The following is a 19,871-nucleotide window of genomic DNA, read 5'->3' as shown; positions in this document are numbered from 1 at the left end:
GGTTAAACTTCATCGACCAATTGATAGCCCACTTTGGGGACAGTTTTCAAATAGTGTTTGGCAAATGGCTTATCCATTTGATGGCGGAGTTGATAAATATGGCTACGCAAAACATTGCGCTCTGGCTCATCATCGCCCCATAAGACGTTGATAAGTTCTGCTTTGCTGACGACATTAGGAGCACGCAACATTAATAGCTTTAATAAATTAAATTGACTTGGGTTCAAAGAAAACTGGCATGATTGGCGGATCAATACGTGTCGATTGAGATCGAGAGTTAACTCGGCAAACTGCAATTGTTTCGGTTGTACAGCCCCTTGCCGACGTCGGGTCAGTGCACTTAAGCGTGCTTCTAAAATTTCCAAATCAAAGGGTTTCACCAAATAGTCATCAGCGCCACCAGCAAAACCGGCCAATGTATCTTCTCGGGTATCGCGCGCGGTGAGCATTAATACGGGGGTGTCGATGCCTTCTTCACGCAATTTACGGCAAACCGTACAACCGTCCATCCGTGGCAACATGACATCTAAGACGATCGCATCATAATAACCATTTTTTGCCAAATCATAGCCTTGTTGACCATTACGCGCATAATCAAGCACATGACCACTGGCCTCAAAATAATCAAAAATAATCCCAGCAATCTCTTGATGGTCTTCAACAATCAGTAATTTCATAATAGTCACTCATCCTAAATGACGCCAGCAAGCTTACAGCGACAGCCCCTTCTCACATAAAACATTATGGCATGTTTGAGCGTTAAAAAAATGTCAAAAACAGGCCGTCTCATCATGGATGCATAGGAAGCGAAACGGGATTCGTAGTATTGCCTTTCCTTCATAAAAAAGCGCCGTGTCATCGGCGCTTTTTTCAGTATTAGACGCTCATTAATCGGCGCCCTAATCTATCACTGAGAATTGAATCGTTCAGCAAGTCGGCAATTAGTTGCTTGTCGCTGGCGCACTCCCGTTAGTGCTATCCATTGGGGTGCTGTTTGCTCCCCCATTGGTCGTTGAATCAGATGATGGCGCCACGGTGTTTTGCGAGTTGTCTTGCGTTGAATTCATTTGACCACTGGGTGCCGTCGTGCTCGATTGTGGTTGATCAGCTTTATCGTCATTACAGGCCGCCAAAGACATCGCCGCCGCCATTACAATCAGAGGTAAAGTTAGTTTTTTGATGTTCATAGGATTCTCCTGATGATAATTGTTTTAAGATGACACACTTCAGCTATGCTGTTGGCTGTGCCAGTGCGACCAATCTAGTGACTCTGACAGACAATCACAATATCTAATTAAATGAGTACGATAGGGGAATACCGATAGACAAAAAGCGATACGCTGTAGCGCCAGCGCACCATTCACTGACAAAAATGTCTATAGATTGATGGGGATACCTCATTTGACCAGTACACCGATTTAACGCTTTGTCATCAGTGGCTCATGTACCCGTTTTATTGTCTTTATCATGTAAAAGCAAATGAACTCGCTTCTTTGTCGAAATAATGTCAAAAACATTTTTACGACTACACTTTATATACAATGATCCCTATCAATTAAGTCTGTTGGAGTAGGCATGGATTCATTTCACAATGATGATCTGTCGATCATCTCAATGGGATCAACAGCTACGCCGCCTCAGGCTCTATTGGATCAGTGGCAACAGCTACGTCAATCTCTTGGCGATGCTGAACTTATCTGGCTAACTTCGGCTAAAGAACCTCATCAGATGCAGTATGACGGGCTCACATCAATCCGAGTGAGCACTCGTAGCGATCCAGATGGCTGTTGGCAAATCGGGGTCCGTCAAGCGCGTCATCAATATATTTTATTAGTAGCGCTTCCTAACGCTGCGCTACCGTTTAGCACAGCACAACTCTCACAGTGGCTTATAAGCTCACCGTCAAAGCCCCTGATCTTACTCAACTCGATTTCGTTGATAACACGTTGGCAAGCAAGCTATGCACTCTCAGATAGCCACTACCAACGCGCATTCCAATTGCAACCTTATTATCTACTAGATCGCCAACAGCTGTGCAGAACACAGGGCTATACCGGTTGGCGACAGCGATTACAATTAAGTTATACATTGATGCTCAGTGGATCTCGATAGCCTGACTACGCCCCATAATTGGATTATTTTGTTCGCTAATGTCCAGCAATCCTGTTATTAAACAACTATGCTTGGCTCAAGAGAAAATAAAATTGCAGGTATGAGACAGGTATGTTGCAAGTCCCTACTTTGGTTAGTGATCGAGCCATTATCACTATTTTACGTACCGAACAGGCCACCCAGCTGGCTGAGTTTTATGCGCGCAACCGACAAAAGTTTAAACCTTGGTTCCCCAAGCGTCCTGCAAGTTACTACACCAGTGAATATTGGCAAACGCGATTAGAAACCATCTATGAACAGTTTTTAGCTGACCGAGCACTCTGCTTTTCGGCTTTAAGCCAAGATCAGCAATGCGTGCTTGCAGTGGCTAATTTTACCGCCGTCACTGAGGGGGCCTTTAAAGGTTGCTACCTGCACTTTGCGATTGACAACCACTACGAAGGACAAGGTCTTATGCAGGAGATCTTGTGCCATACGCTAAACTATATATTTTGCGAGTTAGATTTACACCGCATCATTGCCTGCTATCCACCCGCCAATCAACGCGCCCATAAACTGTTAGCACATCTGGGGTTTGAACAAGAAGGCTTCGCCCGTTCCTATTTAAAACTGGATGACCAATGGCAGGACCACCATCTAACCTCATTGATTAATCCTCTGCACGATCATGCATTTAACTAACAAATTATCCACAGGAACACCAATTAATCGGTTACGACGACTCCTGATGACGATGGGCTATCTGCCAAAGCGCCGCAACATTACGCGCAGCTTCGGTAAGATCTTGCTCTGCGGTTGCTAAGATTGCAGGCAGTGTATCAATGCGATTAATGCAACTTAAAATAACATCAATGCCACACGCATAGAGTGTCTGATAATCGCTCCCTAACGAGCCGCCTATGGCCACAACAGGCACCCCAAATTGGCCCGCTCGCTTGGCAACACCAACGGGTGTTTTACCGGAAGCAGACTGACCATCCAATCGGCCTTCGCCAGTAATCACTAAGTCAGCGCCTTGCAACATCTCATCAATTCCAAGCGCATCCATCAACAAGTCCACACCGGGTCGAAGTTTTGCCCCCAGTAGCCCGCTAAAAGCCGCGCCCAACCCACCGGCTGCGCCGCCACCTTCAATGTTGAGTAAATCCACATCAAGTTGCTCTTGGCAGCGTCGAGCAAAATGATTTAATGCGCTATCAAGCTCGATAATACCTTGTGAATCAGCCCCTTTTTGCGCGCCAAACACAAAACTTGCCCCATTGGGACCACACAATTGATTACTCACATCAAAGGCAACCTCTATATCCAGCGATTGTAGACGTGGGTCTAAGTTACTTAAATCGATGCGGGCAAGTTGCGAAAGCGCCGCGCCGCCTGGCGCTAACTCTTTACCATTGCCATCAAGCAAATGCGCACCTAACGCTTGTAACATGCCCGCCCCTGCATCATTACTAGCCGTGCCGCCCAATCCCACCAGCAAATGTTCAGCGCCTTGATCAAGCGCGGCCAAAATTAATTCGCCAACACCAAAACTGGTGGTTAAACGTGGATTGCGCAGTGCGCTGGCCAATTGCTCTAAACCACAAGCTGCGGCCACTTCAATAACGGCCGTTTTACCATCACTGAGCATCCCAAAAAAACTATCCACATCGGTCATCCTCGCACCATGTACTAAGCAGCGCACCACTTTGCCACCACTGGCGGTCACAAGGGCTGCGACAGTGCCCTCACCACCATCCGCTAAAGGAAGCGCATGATAGTCAGCATCTGGATAAATTTGGGAAAATCCGTCAATAATCGCCTTGGCCGCATGCGGAGCAGACAAGCTTTCTTTGAACGAATCTGGGGCAACGACAATTTTCATGGGGTAGCTCTCCTTGAGAAATAACATTCATATTTCACGGCTATCTTCAGTTTAGGCTAATTATGCTCAAAAGCGCGAGCCATTATTGATCCAGCCAATCTTTGGCCACTTTGACCAGATGCTCACGAATAGCCTTCATCTGCGTTCCCGCAAATAGCCAATCATGCCAATACAAGGGCACCGATAAATGGTGCTCAGGCAATAGATCGATGAGCTCAGCGCTAGCAAGCTGTTTAACAATTTGCTGACGGGAAATCATGCAATAGGCATACCCAGCGGTTGCCATACTAACAAAGGCTTCTGAAGATCGTACCGTATGACATGGGTAATCACCTGACTTTAAGCCAAAGAAACGATCTATGTATTGAAAGTGCATATCGTCGCGCTGATCATAGGCTATCGCTGGCGCGACGCGTAGCTGCGCAATTGAAGGGGCCTCGTGCGGAAAATAACGCGCTTTAAATTCCGCTGACGCAACACACAGATAGGTTAAATGCCCCAAATAGGTGCTCTGCGCACCACTGACTGGTTTAGCGCGGCTCGTCACCGCGCCTAGCACTTCACCCGATTGCATTTTACGCCAGGTCAATGCCTCGTTTTCAACGCTAAAATGCAGTTCAATTTGGCCATTCATTAACCACGGATGACACGCATCCAGTAGCCATGTCGCTAAGCTGTCAGCATTCACCGCAATCGGTAGCCGCAGTGGCGTATGGGTGATGTCATCGATTTGTGTAGCCAATTCCTGCTCAAGCAAGGCGACCCGCTGATAATGCCCCAATAATTGCCGTCCTCGCGACGTACATACCGGTGGCTGACTACGCACCAGTAGTGGCTCGCCTAACTGTTGCTCTAATAAACGAATACGCTGCGACACCGCCGACTGGCTAATTGCCAATCGAGCCGCAGCCCGTTCAAAACTTTGGGCGGCGACTACCGCATCTAATGCCTGCAATAATTTGTAGTCAAAACGCATTATTAGTATTCCTAATATAACTTTAGAATTATTAATTTAACTTAAAAAATAAATCCTCGTAAGCTATACCAACAAGTAATCATACAAGGACGTTAATGATGGGAACATTTATTCAAGGCTATTTGTTAATGCTAGGGCTTATCATGCCCATTGGGATGCAAAATGCATTTGTCTTAAGCCAAGGGATCCATCGCCAACATCACTATCTAGTGGCCACCATTTGCACGCTTGCCGATCTATTTTTAGTCAGCCTTTCCGTATATGGATTGGGTTCGCTATTGACTCGTCATCCTCTGCTAGAGAAGTTATTTATCTTAGCTGGCTGTATCTTCTTGCTCTATTATGCCATGGTATGTCTGCGTCGCGCTTGGCGGGCAAGTTATCCATCATCCGCAGAACCTGCCCAACAGCGTCAGCGCCGCCAAGTCATCATGGCTACGCTTGGCATTACCCTCTTAAATCCACATGTCTATCTGGATACGCTCTTAATTTGGGGCAGCTATGCAGTCGGCATTCCCGCCCATGCTCGACCTTGGTTAATTATCGGCGGCGTATCTGCATCCCTATGTTGGTTTTTTTTATTAGCCAGTGCAGGGGCTTATTTGGCCCCATGGTTGTCCCGTCCACGCACTCAGCAGTTGCTTAATATCGTGATTGCTCTGGTAGTACTGATATTAGCCATGCAGCTGCTAGCGCACCTCTATTAATCATTCGCTTATTGGTTTGTCTATGTTACGTTATAGTGATTTTTAGCAACGTTGAACATTGCATGCGGCCATTTTTTCGACTGGTTTTTTTAGTCCTATTCATCCCATCTATAGCGAATGCTCATCCACACTCTTGGATCGAGCAACAAACGACGATTCTCGGCGATAGTCAGCATATAACTGGGTTAAAAATGGTCTGGAGTTTTGATGTCATCACCACCGCTTATACACTTGATGGTGAAGACCTCTCTAAGGCCCACCGTCACGCTACACTACAAAAAGTAGGCGCCAGCATTATTGCCCATATGCTGCCGGATCACTTTTTTACCTACTTTTATCGCGATGGAAAACCCGTACGCTTTCGCATGGTGCATGAGTATCATGCCGCAATGCCACAGAAAAAATATATTCTCTATTTCACCATCCCGCTTGATCATCCGTTAGCATTTGATAACCACCCACTACAACTATTGATCTTCGATCCCAGTTATTATGTAGATATGTATTGGGACAATGCCAAATCGATTCATCTTGCCAAAGCACTACAGGGACACTGTAAGCTTGATTTAATTAAACCGCATCCCACCCCCAAGGAAGTCAACTATGCGCTATCACTACCTGCCAATGCCGACCCTGATTATAAGTTAGGGCAACTTTTCACCCAAAAATTGGATATTCGCTGCTCACCATGAAATCGACTCTTTCAAATCGTTTGCTAGCCCTTGTGGCTGCCATTTTACTACTGGCCGCGATCTGGCAGTATTGGCCCGTTTTGTTATTGACGAGTATGCAGGCCCAACAGCAGATCTATAGCCATTTCGATACCCTATTAGTCGAGCTCAGTGATCACCAATGGCACGCCGCTTGGATGCTCATTGCGCTGAGCCTCGTCTATGGGGTGTTTCACGCCGTTGGGCCAGGCCATGGTAAAGTGGTGATGTCCAGCTATTTAGCCACCCATCGAGCTCAGCTCAAAACCAGCCTGATGTTGACAATGGCCGCGGCGATAATGCAAGCGGTGGTGGCCATCAGCATTGTGACATTGCTGCGTTTTGTTCTGACCCAGACCGCCCATCAGGTGAATAACAATGCTCTGAACATTATTCATTTTAATAGCTTATTGGTGATCGCTTTAGGGATTTGGTTAGCCATTCAGGCCATCAGAAAAAGCCTGCCTAAGCGAACCCATTACCGCCAATTTGCGCCTATCAAACCAGTTTCAGCGCTGCAACAACCTTTTCGTCCAGCCGCACAATGTGGCTGTGGTCACGCCCATGCTATTTCGCCAACGCAGTTAGCCAAAGCATCCCATTGGCGCGATTATGTCGCATTAATCGTTAGTATCGGGGCCCGCCCTTGCAGTGGCGCCCTCTTAGTTCTGACCGTCTCGGCGCTTATGGGGATCTATTGGATTGGCGTTGCCAGTGCACTTGTCATGGCTATCGGGACCGGGAGCACGACATCCTTGCTGGCAGCGTTAACCGTCACGGCTCGCGGGTTATTGAGCAAAGCCTATGGGAATCATAAACCGCATCCAATGTTAACGGCTCTGCCCGCCGCATTAGGCGCACTGATCCTCATTCTGTTAGGCGTCACTCTTTATCAAATGCCTCCAATGGCAGGGATGCCTGGCTTTTTAGTCCATTAGCTGCACCGTGGCGACAAAGCTTGCCTAATTATAAAACCACTAAATCCAGCGGCAGTGACGCAATCGTTCTGCTACAATTCGCATCCCAATGAGCACTGCTAGGAAATATAACCATGAGTGACCCAAAACAAAGCTTTTACCAGCAATCAAGTGACGTACGCTATCAACTGACATTAGCAGCGATTCGCCGAACTCATACCATATGGACACTAAAAGACGACCAAGGCTGCATTATGGTTTCTAGTGATGAAGAGCACTGTTTGCCGATTTGGCCAGATGCTGACACTGCCGAGGCATGGGCAACTGAAGAGCACGCCCATTGTGAACCATTAGCCATTGATTTAAGTGCATTTTTATCACGTTGGGTACCCGGCATGACTGAAGACGGTTACTACTTAGCCGTAGGCCCAAGTCTTGATGCAGAAAGCTTAGTGGAAAGTCCAAGTGATTTGGCAGAAGCGATTAATCGTCGTTAAGTTAAATAGTACCCAAACAAAGGAGACAGACATGGCCATTCAGTGGTATCCCGGTCACATGCATAAGGCCCAAAAACAGATCCGCGAGGTGATGCCGCAGGTCGACTTAGTGATCGAGGTACTTGATGCTCGGCTCCCATTTAGCAGTAATAATCCGCTAGTCAGTGAGCTGCGCGGTGAAAAACCGTGTCTTAAGATCCTCAACAAAAGCGATTTAGCAGACCCCGACCAAACCCAAGTTTGGGTGGATTATCTCGAGCAAACCCAAGGTGTGCGGGCATTGCCAATGGATCAACAAAAGCAGGGGCAGATCCCTTTACTACTGGCGTTGATTCGTGACATGGTGCCACAGCGAGGCAGTGCTGATAAGCCCATCACGACACTCATTTGTGGCATTCCCAACGTGGGTAAGTCCACTCTAATCAATACCCTAGCTGGGCGCATTATCGCCAAAACGGGCAACGAGCCCGCTGTCACCAAAACGCAACAAAAGATCCGCTTGGATGGTTATATCACCTTGCTGGACACTCCGGGCATTCTGTGGCCAAAATTTGATAATGAAAACAGCGGCTATCGACTCGCTGCCAGTGGCGCAATTAAAGACACGGCAATGAGTCATGATGATGTCGCCGCATTCATGGGCGAATATTTGCTCAGCCACTATCCGCAGCGTTTACAAAGTCGCTATAACTGGCCACAATTACCCGTGGATGAAATTGACTTGTTAGAAACACTCGGGCGTCAGCGCGGTTGTTTAGTTCGCGGGGGACACGTGGATTACACCAAAGCCGCTACCATTTTGCTCAATGAGTTGCGCGATGGCAAACTGGGCCCGATTACCCTAGAAATGCCTTCGCAGATTGAAGTTGAAGAGCTGCATTTTGCCGCGCTACGAGAAGAAAAGGTGGCGAAAAAGAAAATTCATGATCGTGAGCGCCGAGCAAAGGCCCGAAATCGACGTCGTTAACCCTCGTTTGCAAGGGGCTTGCCACTAGCCTCTTGTGCGCTCACTTGATGAGTTATCGATTAACAACATGAGTACTCCCTTCCCTATTCAATACCCAGCCATCCATTGCACTTGTGCTAAATCATGGAAACCGATGATGTCGTCAAACCATCAGCCATTTGTCACAAAAATAACATATAGACTGGTTAGGCTGTCGCCGTCAATCATCGCAATTTTGATCTAAACACAGCCGCGTACTGACAAGTTAGGCAAAAGCAGCCTGCATGTGATGGTATCAATATTGTCGATGACGTTTCCTTTTGCTGTATGGAAGTCACTATGTCAATCAAGCACAAACTCGTTATTGCCGTCATTGTCGTGCTGGCAGCATTGTCTGTCGTTCAAACTTGGCAACAAGTGGAAAGCTTAAAGCATGATGTAACCAAAACACTCAACCACCAAGCGAAACAACTCTCGTCAACCATTGCGACACAGCTATCAACGTGGCTTGATGATAAAGTGAGTGCGCTGCAAGCAGTGACCGATAAATCGCCGAAAAACCAAGACTTCCAATTGGAGCTTTATCAAACCCAAAAAGCAGCTGGATTTTCGAGTGTTTATTATGGCAACGAACAAGGGCAAATGGTGGCCGGCGATCCCAATTATGAGATCCCCTACGGTTACGATCCACGCGTGCGTATTTGGTATATGGGAGCCCAGCAGCAAAGTCCCTATTTTTCGCAGCCATACACGGGAACAGACGGTAAGATGGTGATGACCATAGCGATTAAGAACAATAACAGCGTATTTGCCGCCGATTTGCCGCTCACGACCATTAAGACCCAAATGAGCGCTGTCAGCAATAATCGAGTCACCGCATTTATGGTCTCAGATGATGGCACCATATTGGTCTACCCAAAGGCAAAATGGATTGAACATAGCATCAGTGAGTTGGATAAACAGCTCACCAAAAAGCTGATCAACGCCAAACAACATCAGTTAATTGCCGCTAAAATCGACAAAAAAGAGGTATTGTTAAGCTTCTCTCATATTCCGCATAGCCATTGGTCAGTGGCGATAAGTTTTGATAAAAACATAGCCTATGCTGAGGTCCATGACCGATTGATGGCGAGTTTGCGCTATAACGCGATCATGTTTATTGTGGTGGCCCTAGTGATGTACACGTTGATTTCATTTTCATTTCGACCACTCAAACAACTGCAGCTGGCAATCGACGAGTTAGGGCAAGGAGATGCCAATTTAACCTTACGATTAAATTTAAAACGACGCGATGAAATTGGCCAGCTTGGTAACAGTGTGGATATCTTTTTGACTCGTTTACACAAGCTGTTAGCGGGGATCCAACGCGATTCAGTGCGACTTCTTGAGCACGCTGAGCAAGTGACCCACTATGCGGGACAATCATCGGACTCGGCGCAGAGCCAACGCCAGCAAATCAGCGCAATGACCGACTCATTTAACGAAATCACGGACAGCGCTCGCCACGTCGCCGAAAACGCTGAGCGAACTGGGATGACAGTGCAAACCTCGCGGGCGGCTTGTGCATCTGGAAAAGCCGTTATTGCACGTAATCAAGAACAAATTGAAGAGCTTGCAGAGCAGCTTGAAAATAACGCGTTAAGTATGAGTGATCTTGAAAATAGCAGCCATCAAATCACCGATATCCTAGCGATTATTCAAGGGATCGCCGAGCAAACTAATTTGCTGGCACTGAATGCGGCCATCGAAGCGGCTCGCGCAGGCGATCATGGCCGCGGTTTTGCCGTGGTCGCCGATGAAGTACGTAAACTCTCGGCTCGTACCCATGAATCCACCGATGAAATCCACTCAGTTTTGAACCAATTGCAGCATCATACTCAACGAACCGCCAATGCCATGAAAGCGAGTCGTCAACATGCCCAGTTAAGTATTGAGGAAGCAAGCGCGGCTACCGAAGCATTAGATCATATCAATGATACCATTGAAAAAATCCAAGATATGGCCACCCAAATTAGCAGCGCTGCTGATCAACAGCATCAATCAACTATTAAGGTGCGCGACAATAGCAGCGTCATTGAACAGGCCTGTGATACCTTACAAACGCACGCACAAAGTAACGATGCACAAGCTCAAGAACTGCGCCAGATTGCCCAGCGACTCACCACTGAAATGGCCCAATTCGTCCTCTGACACCAACTCATCTGGGGCCTACCAGAGCGTATGTAGGCCCAAAACGCTATAATTTGCATAGATATTCACCAAACAAACGCTTTTATTAATAATGTAGTTAAAATTGCTGCCATTAGTCCTTAGTATTAACAATGAATCTGCCCCTGAAGACAGACGATAAACTGAACTGTCCACGTCAGTTCAGCCTTTGGAAATAACACCGTGTAACGCAGTAACCAAGGATTAGGGATACACTATTTATGTCCATTAAACATCGTTTAACGCTCACCGTTGTTGTCATTCTCATACTTTTAGGTTCAGCGCAAATTGCGCTACAAACCGTCCAACTCAAGCGTAATCTCACAGATGAATTAGCCGCTCAAGCTCAGCAAAGTGGCCAAACTACCGCACTGCAAATGCACGTTTGGTTACAAACAAAAATGAGAATTTTAAATACCATTAGCACATTACCCCATGATCAGCATTTTACTGATGCATTATGGCAAGCGCAGCGCTCCGGAAATTTTAGTCTGGTCTATTTTGGATCCGCGCAAGGTCAAATGATTACGGGCGACCCAAACTACCATAAACCTGATGGCTACGACCCAAGACTACGGCCTTGGTACCAACAGGCGCAAACTGTTAACCTCTATATGTCAGCGCCTTATCATGATGCGGCCAGCGGTGAGCTGGTCATGACGTTAGCCAAAAAAACAGACGATGGGGTGATCGCGGTTGATTTATCCTTAAACACCATGGTCAAACAGATCAAATCACTAACGAATGAATCACGGCAAGCTTTTTTACTGGATCAAACGGGTAAAATATTAGTCTCATCACATCCACAATGGTTACTCAAATCACTGCATCAATTGAGCCCTGAACTTTCAGCTCGCTCGCTAGGTAAAAACAACATCCTTACCCATGCAAATGTTGCAATGCAGCCAAGTTTGGTGCAGCTTACCGCTATCGCCAACACACCGTGGTATCTCATGTTGAGCTACCCCAAAGCCATTGCTTTTGCCAGTATTGAACATAGTATGCAGCAAGCCATCTGGTATGGCCTTATCAGCTTTTTAATCGTTGCCGCGGCGCTTTATTGGACAATTATCGCTGCTTTTAACCCGCTTAAACAACTGCACAAAGCCGTCGATGAACTCGCGCAGGGCAAAGCGGATCTTACTCAGCGCCTCGACCAAGGCCGTCAAGATGAAATCGGCTTGCTATCAAGGAGTTTTGATAAGGTCTTATATCGTCTGCATAGCATCATGCTCGCGATCAGCAATGACACAGCCGCACTCAAAGAGAGTGCCAACCAAAGTGCGCAGGTTGCGAGCCAATCAGCGCAATCACTTCACCAGCAGCAACAAGATGTCACCTTGATAGCCACCGCCTTGCAACAGATGAGTGCCACCGCCAACGAAGTAGCCAATCATGCAGGGCTGACCGCGAGTACCGTGACTGAAAGTCGTCAGTCATGTGAACAAGGCCGGCAGTTAATTCAAACCAACCAACAGCAGATCATTGAATTAGCCGAGCAGTTAGAAGTCACCGGCGCTAATGTCCAGCAACTTGAACAAGATAACCAAGAAATTGGTACGATCTTACAGACCATTCATGATATTGCCGAACAAACCAATCTGTTGGCCCTCAATGCCGCCATTGAAGCCGCGCGCGCGGGCGAGCATGGCCGGGGGTTCGCCGTCGTCGCTGATGAAGTGCGCAACCTCTCTCAACGCACACAAAGTTCCACAGCTAACATTGCTGAACTGCTCGCCCGCTTCACTCAACGTATCCAATCAACCGTTGCAATGATGAAGCAGAGCCAACAACGAGCCAGTCACAGCGTCGAAGAGGCGCATGCAGCCACTGACGCCATAGATGCCATCGCCGAGTCCATCACTCAGATTAACGACATGGCGACCCAAATTGCGAGCGCCGCCGAGCAGCAACGGGCCGTATCTGAGGATATCACTTGCAATACACAAGCAATATCGGACGTGTCCAATACGCTGCACCATCAATCCAATGACAGTGCTAAGCAGGCGCATTCGCTCAATCGAATTGCCGAGAGTCTGCACGCTCAAGTGATGCAATTTACTCTGTAATTGAATAAGATAGAATGCCTTGGACAGAGTATCGCCTAAGTGCCTCAACCTTTCGCAGCGCTTTGGCATGATGCAAGCATTGGTATTGTCCCGGTAGCTTGGTAGAATGCTCGACCGAAGGTCAGGAGTTTGGCAGTGAAACTAAATAGCGCCCAACAACAAGCGGTTGAGTATACCACAGGACCATGCCTCGTTTTGGCTGGCGCCGGCAGTGGTAAAACCCGTGTCATTACCAATAAAATTGCTTATCTGATTGAACGCTGTGGTTATCAGGGGCGCCATATCGCGGCGGTGACTTTCACCAATAAAGCAGCTCGAGAGATGGCAGATCGAGTTCGCCAAACACTCGGTCGGCAAAAATCCCGCGGACTGACTATCTCAACCTTCCATACATTGGGCCTTGATATCGTCCGTCGTGAGCATCAAGCACTCTCTCTCAAAGCTAACTTTTCGCTATTTGATGATCACGATCAGATGGCACTGCTCAAAGAGCTCAGTGAACAAGAACTGCAAGGCGATAAAGACCTATTACGCCAACTTCAGCATCAGATCAGCCGCTGGAAAAACGACTTGTGTTTAGCCCAGCAAGTGACCTCGACCGGTGATGAAAAACAGCAGTTATTTGCCGCGCTCTATCAGCGTTACCAGAACCAGTTAACGGCTTATAATGCCCTAGATTTTGACGATTTGATCTTAATGCCAACCTTATTACTGAAAACCAATTCACAGGTTCGTGAACGCTGGCAGAAAAAGATCCGTTATTTGTTGGTTGACGAATACCAAGACACGAACACCAGTCAATATCAGTTCATTAAATTACTGGTCGGCGAGCGAGCCTTTTTCACCGTTGTTGGCGATGATGACCAATCGATCTATTCATGGCGAGGTGCCAATCCTGAGAACCTATCATTATTGCAAAGTGATTACCCGCAGTTGCGCGTGGTCAAACTAGAGCAAAACTATCGCTCTACTCAGCGGATCTTAAAATGCGCCAATATTCTAATTGAGAATAATGACCACCTTTTTGACAAGCGATTATTCTCTGAACTTAGCTATGGGGAGCCACTCAAAGTCCTCATCGCCAAAAATGAAGAACAAGAAGCCGAGCGTGTGATAGCCGAACTAATGGGTCACCGCTTTATCAATCGCACTCAATATCGTGATTACGCCATTCTCTATCGCGGTAATCACCAGTCTCGTCTGCTTGAAAAAGCATTGATGACCAACCGTATTCCCTACAAAATTAGCGGCGGCCAGTCATTTTTTTCCCGCAGTGAAATCAAAGATTTAATGGCCTATCTGCGGCTATTGGTCAATCCTGATGATGACAGCGCTCTGCTGCGCATTGTGAATGTCCCTCGCCGCGAAATTGGCCCCGTCACACTGGAAAAAATAGGCCACTTTGCGAACACCCACCATGTCAGTCTGTTTAGCGCCGCCTGTGACAGCCAACTGCAAGGTCAGTTAACCGGCCGAGGTGCTCAAGCCATCGAGTTTTTCTTTCGCTGGATGGTAGAGCTATCGGACCGAGCAATGCGCGGCAATACTCTTGAAGCCGTGCGTGATCTGGTGCGCGATATCCATTATGAAGACTGGCTCTATGAAACCAGCCCCAGCGCCAAAGCCGCCGAAATGCGCATGCAAAATATATCCACGCTGTTTCGCTGGGTGAGCGATATGCTTGAAGGGGATATAGACAATCCAGCCATGAACCTCACCGAGGTTGTTAACCGCCTGATCCTGCGTGATATGATGGAGCGTGGTGAAGATAATGAAGATAGCGATCAAGTGCAACTGATGACGCTACACGCATCGAAAGGGTTGGAATTTCCCTATGTCTATTTAATCGGAATGGAAGAGGGTTTACTGCCCCACCAAACCTCCATTGATGAAGATAGTGTCGATGAAGAACGCCGCCTAGCCTACGTGGGGATCACTCGCGCACAACGAGAGCTCACCTTTACCCTCACCCGTGAGCGCCGCCAATTTGGTGAATTACTTCGCCCTGAACCGAGCCGATTTTTAATGGAACTGCCGCAAGATGATCTGCAATGGGCCAATCAACGGATCGTACAATCAGCGGAGCAGCGTCAACAAAAGGGCTTAGCGGGCGTGGCCGCCTTACGAGAAATGCTCAGCGATAAAAAAAGCGACCGTTAAGCACGTAGCAGTTGATTATGAAGGCAGATACACTTGTGCCCAAAGTTTGAATAGCATCTTAAGCGCGCCACAAGCTGCGCTTTTAGCAAAAAATGTGTAGAATTCTGACAACGGAGATGGCATTCCTCCATTAACCGCCCCACCGGCTGATGATGCCTAAGGGATGTGACAGCCATTAACACTGGCTGCTACGTGCCCGACCCACCTGAGTGAGACGATCGCTCAGTTGAAGACATTCCACCTCACCCAATGGTGGAATTAAGTCACCTTCACTAAATAAGAGGTCTTATGTTTGCAACATTGATTGCCGTCTTTATCGGCGGTGGTTGTGGCAGTATGCTACGTTGGTTTATCAGCTTAAAGCTTAACAGTGGTGGTAGTTCACTACCACTTGGAACACTGGCAGTAAATATGCTCGGGGCGTTTATCATAGCAGTTGGGATCACTATTTTTGCCAAAATGCCAAGCCTTGATCCAACGTGGAAGCTAATGATCACCACAGGTTTTTGTGGTGGTTTAACCACTTTTTCAACTTTTACCGCAGAAACACTGAATCTGTTTCAATTAGGTAAATATGCCACTGCGATTAGCAACATGGCATTAAACCTAGCCGGTTCGATGGCGATGGCCGCCTTAGCCTTTGCCTTAATGTCTTGGCTCATGACCCGATAAGCGATCGCTGACACAAAGCTCATCAGTGATGGGCTTTGCCATTTTTTAGCTTGTCGAATGTGACCGTGTAAACACGCCCGCATTTGTCAGATGAGGACGGCGATACATCGAACCTTATCCTAACAGTGATCAAAGCCCGATTATTCTTAATCTTATTCTGCCAATGGAGAGTCTTTATTGCTTATTCGCTGAGTTTGAAACGAAAGTGATAAACCTGAACGCCGAGACATAAGACACCCAGATCTGTAACGAATCACTCATGCCAGCTCAATAGCCGTGCTTTTAAATGGGCTTTTACTCGCATAGATCACAATTTAATGTCAAAAAATAGACAACACATCTACTATGTAATGACATGATATCCATAAATAACCATTCTTGTCAGGCTGCATGGGCCACAATGCAGCATTTGGCTTGTCATAATAGGAGGGTGACACCATGCAACGTTATACGACTCAGCCCGAGAAAACCTCACAGGCTAGCGCAACATCGATCACGCAGTGTATCAGTCGCCATAAAGCCTTCAGCGATCATCGCAATCAAAGCCAGCTACTCCAACGCAAAACAATGATTCAGCGCAATCAAACTGGCCTTCCTCACTCACTGAAAACAGGGATGGAGCAGCTCTCAGGGATGAACCTTGATCATGTTCGAGTGAACTATCATTCTGCTAAACCAGCCGCCGTGCAAGCCCATGCCTATGCCCAAGGCAATCATATCCATTTAGCCAGCGGACAGGAAAAACATCTTCCTCATGAGTTAGGCCATGTTGTGCAACAGATGCAAGGCCGAGTCCAGCCAACGACCTCCGTCGCAGGGATGGCAGTGAATGATAATCCAGCGCTTGAACATGAAGCCGATAAGTTGGGAGCGAAGGCAATGCAGATGAAAATCGATCATGATAGCTAAAAATCACACGGTAAAACGATGGCATGGACCCTAACGACATGAAAAGATCGCCGCGTGCGACCCCACATTCAACCCGAACATCGCAGGATCATAGACAAGATATTCAAAGGAGTAAAATGCGCTAGCGTGGACATTAAATGACTATAATCATTTCATCCTTGATGTTGTTTATCTATTTTGTCATACAATACATCGTTATTCTATTTTGACGAGTAGTATAGATATCATGATATTCAGCTTTTTGCACAAGCTATCCGAAGTTACGTAAAGAGCGCCGAGCTAAAACTGAAACACGCAACGACTTTAAGGGCTTGCAACCAACTGATGATAAACAACAAGATTAAACTTATTGTAAATGACGAGCTACTTTGATTTACTCCAAAATATCACCGAATCAAAAGCATCGCCTGAGTATAAAAATAATTGCCTATCATGACTTGATTCGCATTAGGTCAAGCAAACTATATACCGAGCAATGCGGCCAACAGCACTCATACTGTTTGACCGCATCTCGACTTTTTTGGGCTGCAGTTACAGCCTAAATCTAGATGCAACGCATCATGTCAATAAGCTGATATTGAGTTATGATGCCATTGTTCTAATCACTCAAACAACAACGGCAAGTAACTGTGAATAAAGCGAAAGAGCATTCACAGCCCTCTCACCTAAAGAGAAGTCAGGCACTGTGAATGGCTCTTCTAACTCAATTCTTGCTCTCTAATGCATCCATGGCTTGGGAAAATCCACTCCAAGACAATGGAATAGCTATCCGTTGACCACTTGCATCCAGAAAACGGAGCTGTCCCTCGCTGCCAGCCCTGATTCGCATCTGCATTTTTTTATCCAGCACATTAGAAGCTACACAACCATTAGGCACACAACGTTTCAGGCTCAAATCAAATCCGTCCTGCTTTTTATCCGTCGCTTTATCATCAATGGCAATATGTACTTCACCGGGGATAAGCACATTCACTGGCAGAACAGCGGTCATCCGAAATGTTTTCTCACCTGGCAGACGACCAATCGCTAGTTGCAAAATAGGTTGCGGTTGCCCTTCAACTTTCACCGCCTGCACCACTTCACAGCTATCTTGAGCTTGTTTATTTTGCCTATTCAAGCGCACGCAATGTAGCACCCAATTGCCATAGGTAGCCGTAGTGTCAGCAGGTGTTGAGGAGACCACAAATGGCTTAGCCTGTGCAGCCAAAGCAGTGCTGGGTACACACACTATGATAGCCATGCATAATGTCAAGGTAAGGTAAAATCGGTTTAAACGAACTTGGCCCATCATTGTATTTATCTCTTTGTATGAAAAGTAACCGAAATACTCTTCGCCGCACTCTCGCGGCGAGAAGCTCTATATCAATATGTAAGTTGGAAAATCAGAACTGCGCCGACCAGCGTAGATTAAACCGATTGTCCGCGGCACCATGGGATTGCTCGCCATGGGCGTACTCCAGCGTCAGCGTCGTGCCATGCGCGGTGTCCATTTGCGAAACCCCCACTCGAAGCCCAACACCTACCGCGCTCGCATAGGTGGTTGAGTATTCAAGCGCCGTGGCCTGTTCCAGATGAATCAAACCGGCCGCGCCAAACACATACGGCGACACCGCACTCCCTAGCGTTGCATGGGATGCCAGCGTTGGCAAAGCCAGTGGAAAACTCAACTCACTGCGCACCATCGCACCCGAATCTCCCATCAGTGCGCTCCCCCCAAATGCCGATAACCCATCCAGACCGCCCAAACCAAATTGCTCGGATGATGCCAGAACATGACCAAAGGACGTTTGTGCCTTACCTGACACAGACCACTGCACTCTGTTATTGGCAAGTTGCTGCGAATAGCGGCTGTTAATATCCAGCTTGGTGAAATTCGGTTTAGCGCCGCTGCGTGACATCGGCAGAGCGGTTGTTCCATGGCGAGCACCCAGACCTGACAGCCCAAAAGAAGCGGTCACATTCCCCGATAGAAAGCCGCCCCAGCCAGTGTACATATCGGCGGTTTGCGTCAGCTGTAGCACCCGCAGTTGGTCTTTGGTCCAATTGGTCCGTGAACCGCTGAGATCAATTTGTTGTGTCTCATCGGCTATACTGAACCCAATCTCGGTACTGGTATTTAAGTTGCGACTGCGCAGCCAATTATAGCCCAGCTTGGTTGACAATCGCTGATAGTGGTCGAGCATTGCATAGCTGAGGCCGGATTGGGGATGCGTCCGGCTATCCACTCCCTCCATATTCAGCCACACGCCATTGATCGACAAAGGGAAGGTGAAACCTGCAACCATCTGACGGTTGCGCGGGTCGTGCTCAGCCACGGATTGGTTAAAACCGGGGTAACCGCCCACTTGCAGATAACCCACTTCGCCAAGGCCCAACACATTGTTGGCATTCACCCCGAGGCTGACATTGTAGCGCCCGAGATCTGAGCCGAGACTATTATCCACTGAGATGCTATAGGTCACCGGATCATAGCGCCCATCCACCACAATGACGGTGGCACCGGGTGTTTTCCCCGCCTTCAGCGTGGATTTAAGCAGCACGCCAGGGATGTCGCCCGCTAACAATAACCGACGTTCCAATTCGTGTCGGGTCAGTACCTTATCCCCCACCAGAGGGTGCAACACCGCCTCGATACGACGCCGGGCTGTACCATCAAAGGCTGAAGCATCAATGCGTTCAACATAGCCATGGGTCACAATCAATTTCAGCGCCATGCCATTCTTAATGGTCTGGGGCGGCAGCGTGACCCGCGCCAACAGATACCCAGCTTTCACATACGCCGCTTCCAATGCTTGCGCGGCGGCAAACAGTTCCGCCCCACTCACGCGCTTGTTTTTAATCGATGCGGCGATTTTTGCCGTCGCCGCTTGAAGCCCAGGCAATTGCCCCTCAACCACTAACCCCGATGGCGTGACATACAGTGTGTTGGCTCCAGCTGGAGCCGTCGGACCGGGACGTGCGGGCAAATTCAAGCCGCCTTGAGCCGGGCGGGTGACCGCAGGCGCATAACTGGGCTGTGTGACTTGGCTGGCCGTCTGGGCGAACGCTGGTAGGGGGGCAATGGCGGCCAATCCCGCCAAAGCAAGCGCCGCAACCGAGACTGTATTACATACCCTCATAAACT

At 47.8% G+C, this 19,871-nt stretch carries 18 protein-coding genes and 1 riboswitch; of the genes, 12 read left to right on the top strand and 6 right to left on the bottom strand.

Translation table 11 applies throughout. The features are described from left to right. Positions 1-2 precede the first annotated feature (2 nt). Complete coding sequence (locus tag ABUE30_RS10300; protein WP_408623683.1) at positions 3-677, bottom strand: response regulator transcription factor; 675 nt, start codon at positions 675-677, stop codon at positions 3-5. A gap of 264 nt (positions 678-941) precedes the next feature. Then, the gene (locus ABUE30_RS10295) at positions 942-1,187 is read right to left on the bottom strand and encodes a hypothetical protein (protein ID WP_408623682.1); all 246 of its coding nucleotides are present in this window, start codon (positions 1,185-1,187) and stop codon (positions 942-944) included. 388 nt (positions 1,188-1,575) lie between these two features. Here ABUE30_RS10295 and ABUE30_RS10290 point away from each other — a divergent pair, with 388 nt between their 5' ends. Further along, on the top strand, positions 1,576-2,112 hold the full coding sequence (locus ABUE30_RS10290; RefSeq protein ID WP_408623681.1) for a hypothetical protein: 537 nt from the start codon (positions 1,576-1,578) through the stop codon (positions 2,110-2,112). A gap of 111 nt (positions 2,113-2,223) precedes the next feature. Continuing rightward, entirely contained in the window at positions 2,224-2,793 is a 570-nt protein-coding gene (locus ABUE30_RS10285; RefSeq protein ID WP_408623680.1) for a GNAT family N-acetyltransferase, read from the top strand. A 31-nt stretch (positions 2,794-2,824) separates the two neighbouring features. Here ABUE30_RS10285 and ABUE30_RS10280 read toward each other — a convergent pair whose 3' ends face one another. After that, positions 2,825-3,976, bottom strand: coding sequence for a glycerate kinase (locus ABUE30_RS10280; protein ID WP_408623679.1), 1,152 nt, complete (start codon positions 3,974-3,976; stop codon positions 2,825-2,827). Between the two features lie 82 nt (positions 3,977-4,058). Continuing rightward, a complete protein-coding gene (locus tag ABUE30_RS10275; RefSeq protein ID WP_408623677.1) occupies positions 4,059-4,952 on the bottom strand; it encodes a LysR family transcriptional regulator ArgP in 894 nt (297 codons plus the stop codon). Between the two features lie 98 nt (positions 4,953-5,050). Here ABUE30_RS10275 and ABUE30_RS10270 point away from each other — a divergent pair, with 98 nt between their 5' ends. From ABUE30_RS10270 to ABUE30_RS10225, 10 genes are all read left to right on the top strand, one after another. After that, positions 5,051-5,659, top strand: coding sequence for a LysE/ArgO family amino acid transporter (locus tag ABUE30_RS10270; protein WP_408623676.1), 609 nt, complete (start codon positions 5,051-5,053; stop codon positions 5,657-5,659). 62 nt (positions 5,660-5,721) lie between these two features. After that, positions 5,722-6,351 (top strand): DUF1007 family protein, encoded by a 630-nt coding sequence (locus ABUE30_RS10265; protein WP_408623675.1) that lies wholly within the window; start codon positions 5,722-5,724, stop codon positions 6,349-6,351. Further along, on the top strand, positions 6,348-7,307 hold the full coding sequence (locus tag ABUE30_RS10260; protein ID WP_408623674.1) for a nickel/cobalt transporter: 960 nt from the start codon (positions 6,348-6,350) through the stop codon (positions 7,305-7,307). The genes ABUE30_RS10265 and ABUE30_RS10260 overlap by 4 nt, the downstream gene beginning before the upstream one ends. A 113-nt stretch (positions 7,308-7,420) precedes the next feature. Next, on the top strand, positions 7,421-7,783 hold the full coding sequence (locus tag ABUE30_RS10255; RefSeq protein WP_408623673.1) for a DUF2750 domain-containing protein: 363 nt from the start codon (positions 7,421-7,423) through the stop codon (positions 7,781-7,783). A gap of 31 nt (positions 7,784-7,814) precedes the next feature. After that, positions 7,815-8,750, top strand: coding sequence for a ribosome biogenesis GTPase YlqF (ylqF, locus tag ABUE30_RS10250; protein WP_408623672.1), 936 nt, complete (start codon positions 7,815-7,817; stop codon positions 8,748-8,750). Between the two features lie 318 nt (positions 8,751-9,068). Further along, positions 9,069-10,919 (top strand): methyl-accepting chemotaxis protein, encoded by a 1,851-nt coding sequence (locus ABUE30_RS10245; protein ID WP_408623671.1) that lies wholly within the window; start codon positions 9,069-9,071, stop codon positions 10,917-10,919. Between the two features lie 239 nt (positions 10,920-11,158). Next, entirely contained in the window at positions 11,159-13,006 is a 1,848-nt protein-coding gene (locus ABUE30_RS10240) for a methyl-accepting chemotaxis protein (RefSeq protein WP_408623670.1), read from the top strand. Positions 13,007-13,141: 135 nt separating this feature from the next. Further along, positions 13,142-15,166 (top strand): DNA helicase Rep, encoded by a 2,025-nt coding sequence (gene rep, locus ABUE30_RS10235; protein ID WP_408623669.1) that lies wholly within the window; start codon positions 13,142-13,144, stop codon positions 15,164-15,166. A 103-nt stretch (positions 15,167-15,269) separates the two neighbouring features. Next, positions 15,270-15,332: riboswitch (Fluoride riboswitch) on the top strand. Between the two features lie 122 nt (positions 15,333-15,454). Then, on the top strand, positions 15,455-15,838 hold the full coding sequence (gene crcB, locus ABUE30_RS10230; protein WP_408623668.1) for a fluoride efflux transporter CrcB: 384 nt from the start codon (positions 15,455-15,457) through the stop codon (positions 15,836-15,838). 438 nt (positions 15,839-16,276) lie between these two features. Further along, on the top strand, positions 16,277-16,747 hold the full coding sequence (locus ABUE30_RS10225) for an eCIS core domain-containing protein (protein WP_408623667.1): 471 nt from the start codon (positions 16,277-16,279) through the stop codon (positions 16,745-16,747). Positions 16,748-17,450: 703 nt separating this feature from the next. On the opposite strand, the gene ABUE30_RS10220 is transcribed toward ABUE30_RS10225, so the two are convergent. Both ABUE30_RS10220 and ABUE30_RS10215 read right to left on the bottom strand, forming a co-directional pair. Continuing rightward, positions 17,451-17,987 (bottom strand): invasion associated locus B family protein, encoded by a 537-nt coding sequence (locus ABUE30_RS10220; protein WP_408623666.1) that lies wholly within the window; start codon positions 17,985-17,987, stop codon positions 17,451-17,453. Positions 17,988-18,129: 142 nt separating this feature from the next. After that, positions 18,130-19,866 carry a ShlB/FhaC/HecB family hemolysin secretion/activation protein gene (locus tag ABUE30_RS10215; RefSeq protein ID WP_408623665.1) on the bottom strand — a complete coding sequence of 579 codons (1,737 nt, stop codon included), beginning with the start codon at positions 19,864-19,866 and terminating at the stop codon, positions 18,130-18,132. Positions 19,867-19,871: the final 5 nt, after the last annotated feature.

The sequence above is a fragment of the Celerinatantimonas yamalensis genome (assembly GCF_046054155.1).
Classification (GTDB): domain Bacteria; phylum Pseudomonadota; class Gammaproteobacteria; order Enterobacterales; family Celerinatantimonadaceae; genus Celerinatantimonas; species Celerinatantimonas yamalensis.
This window is presented reverse-complemented; position numbering and strand designations above follow the sequence as displayed.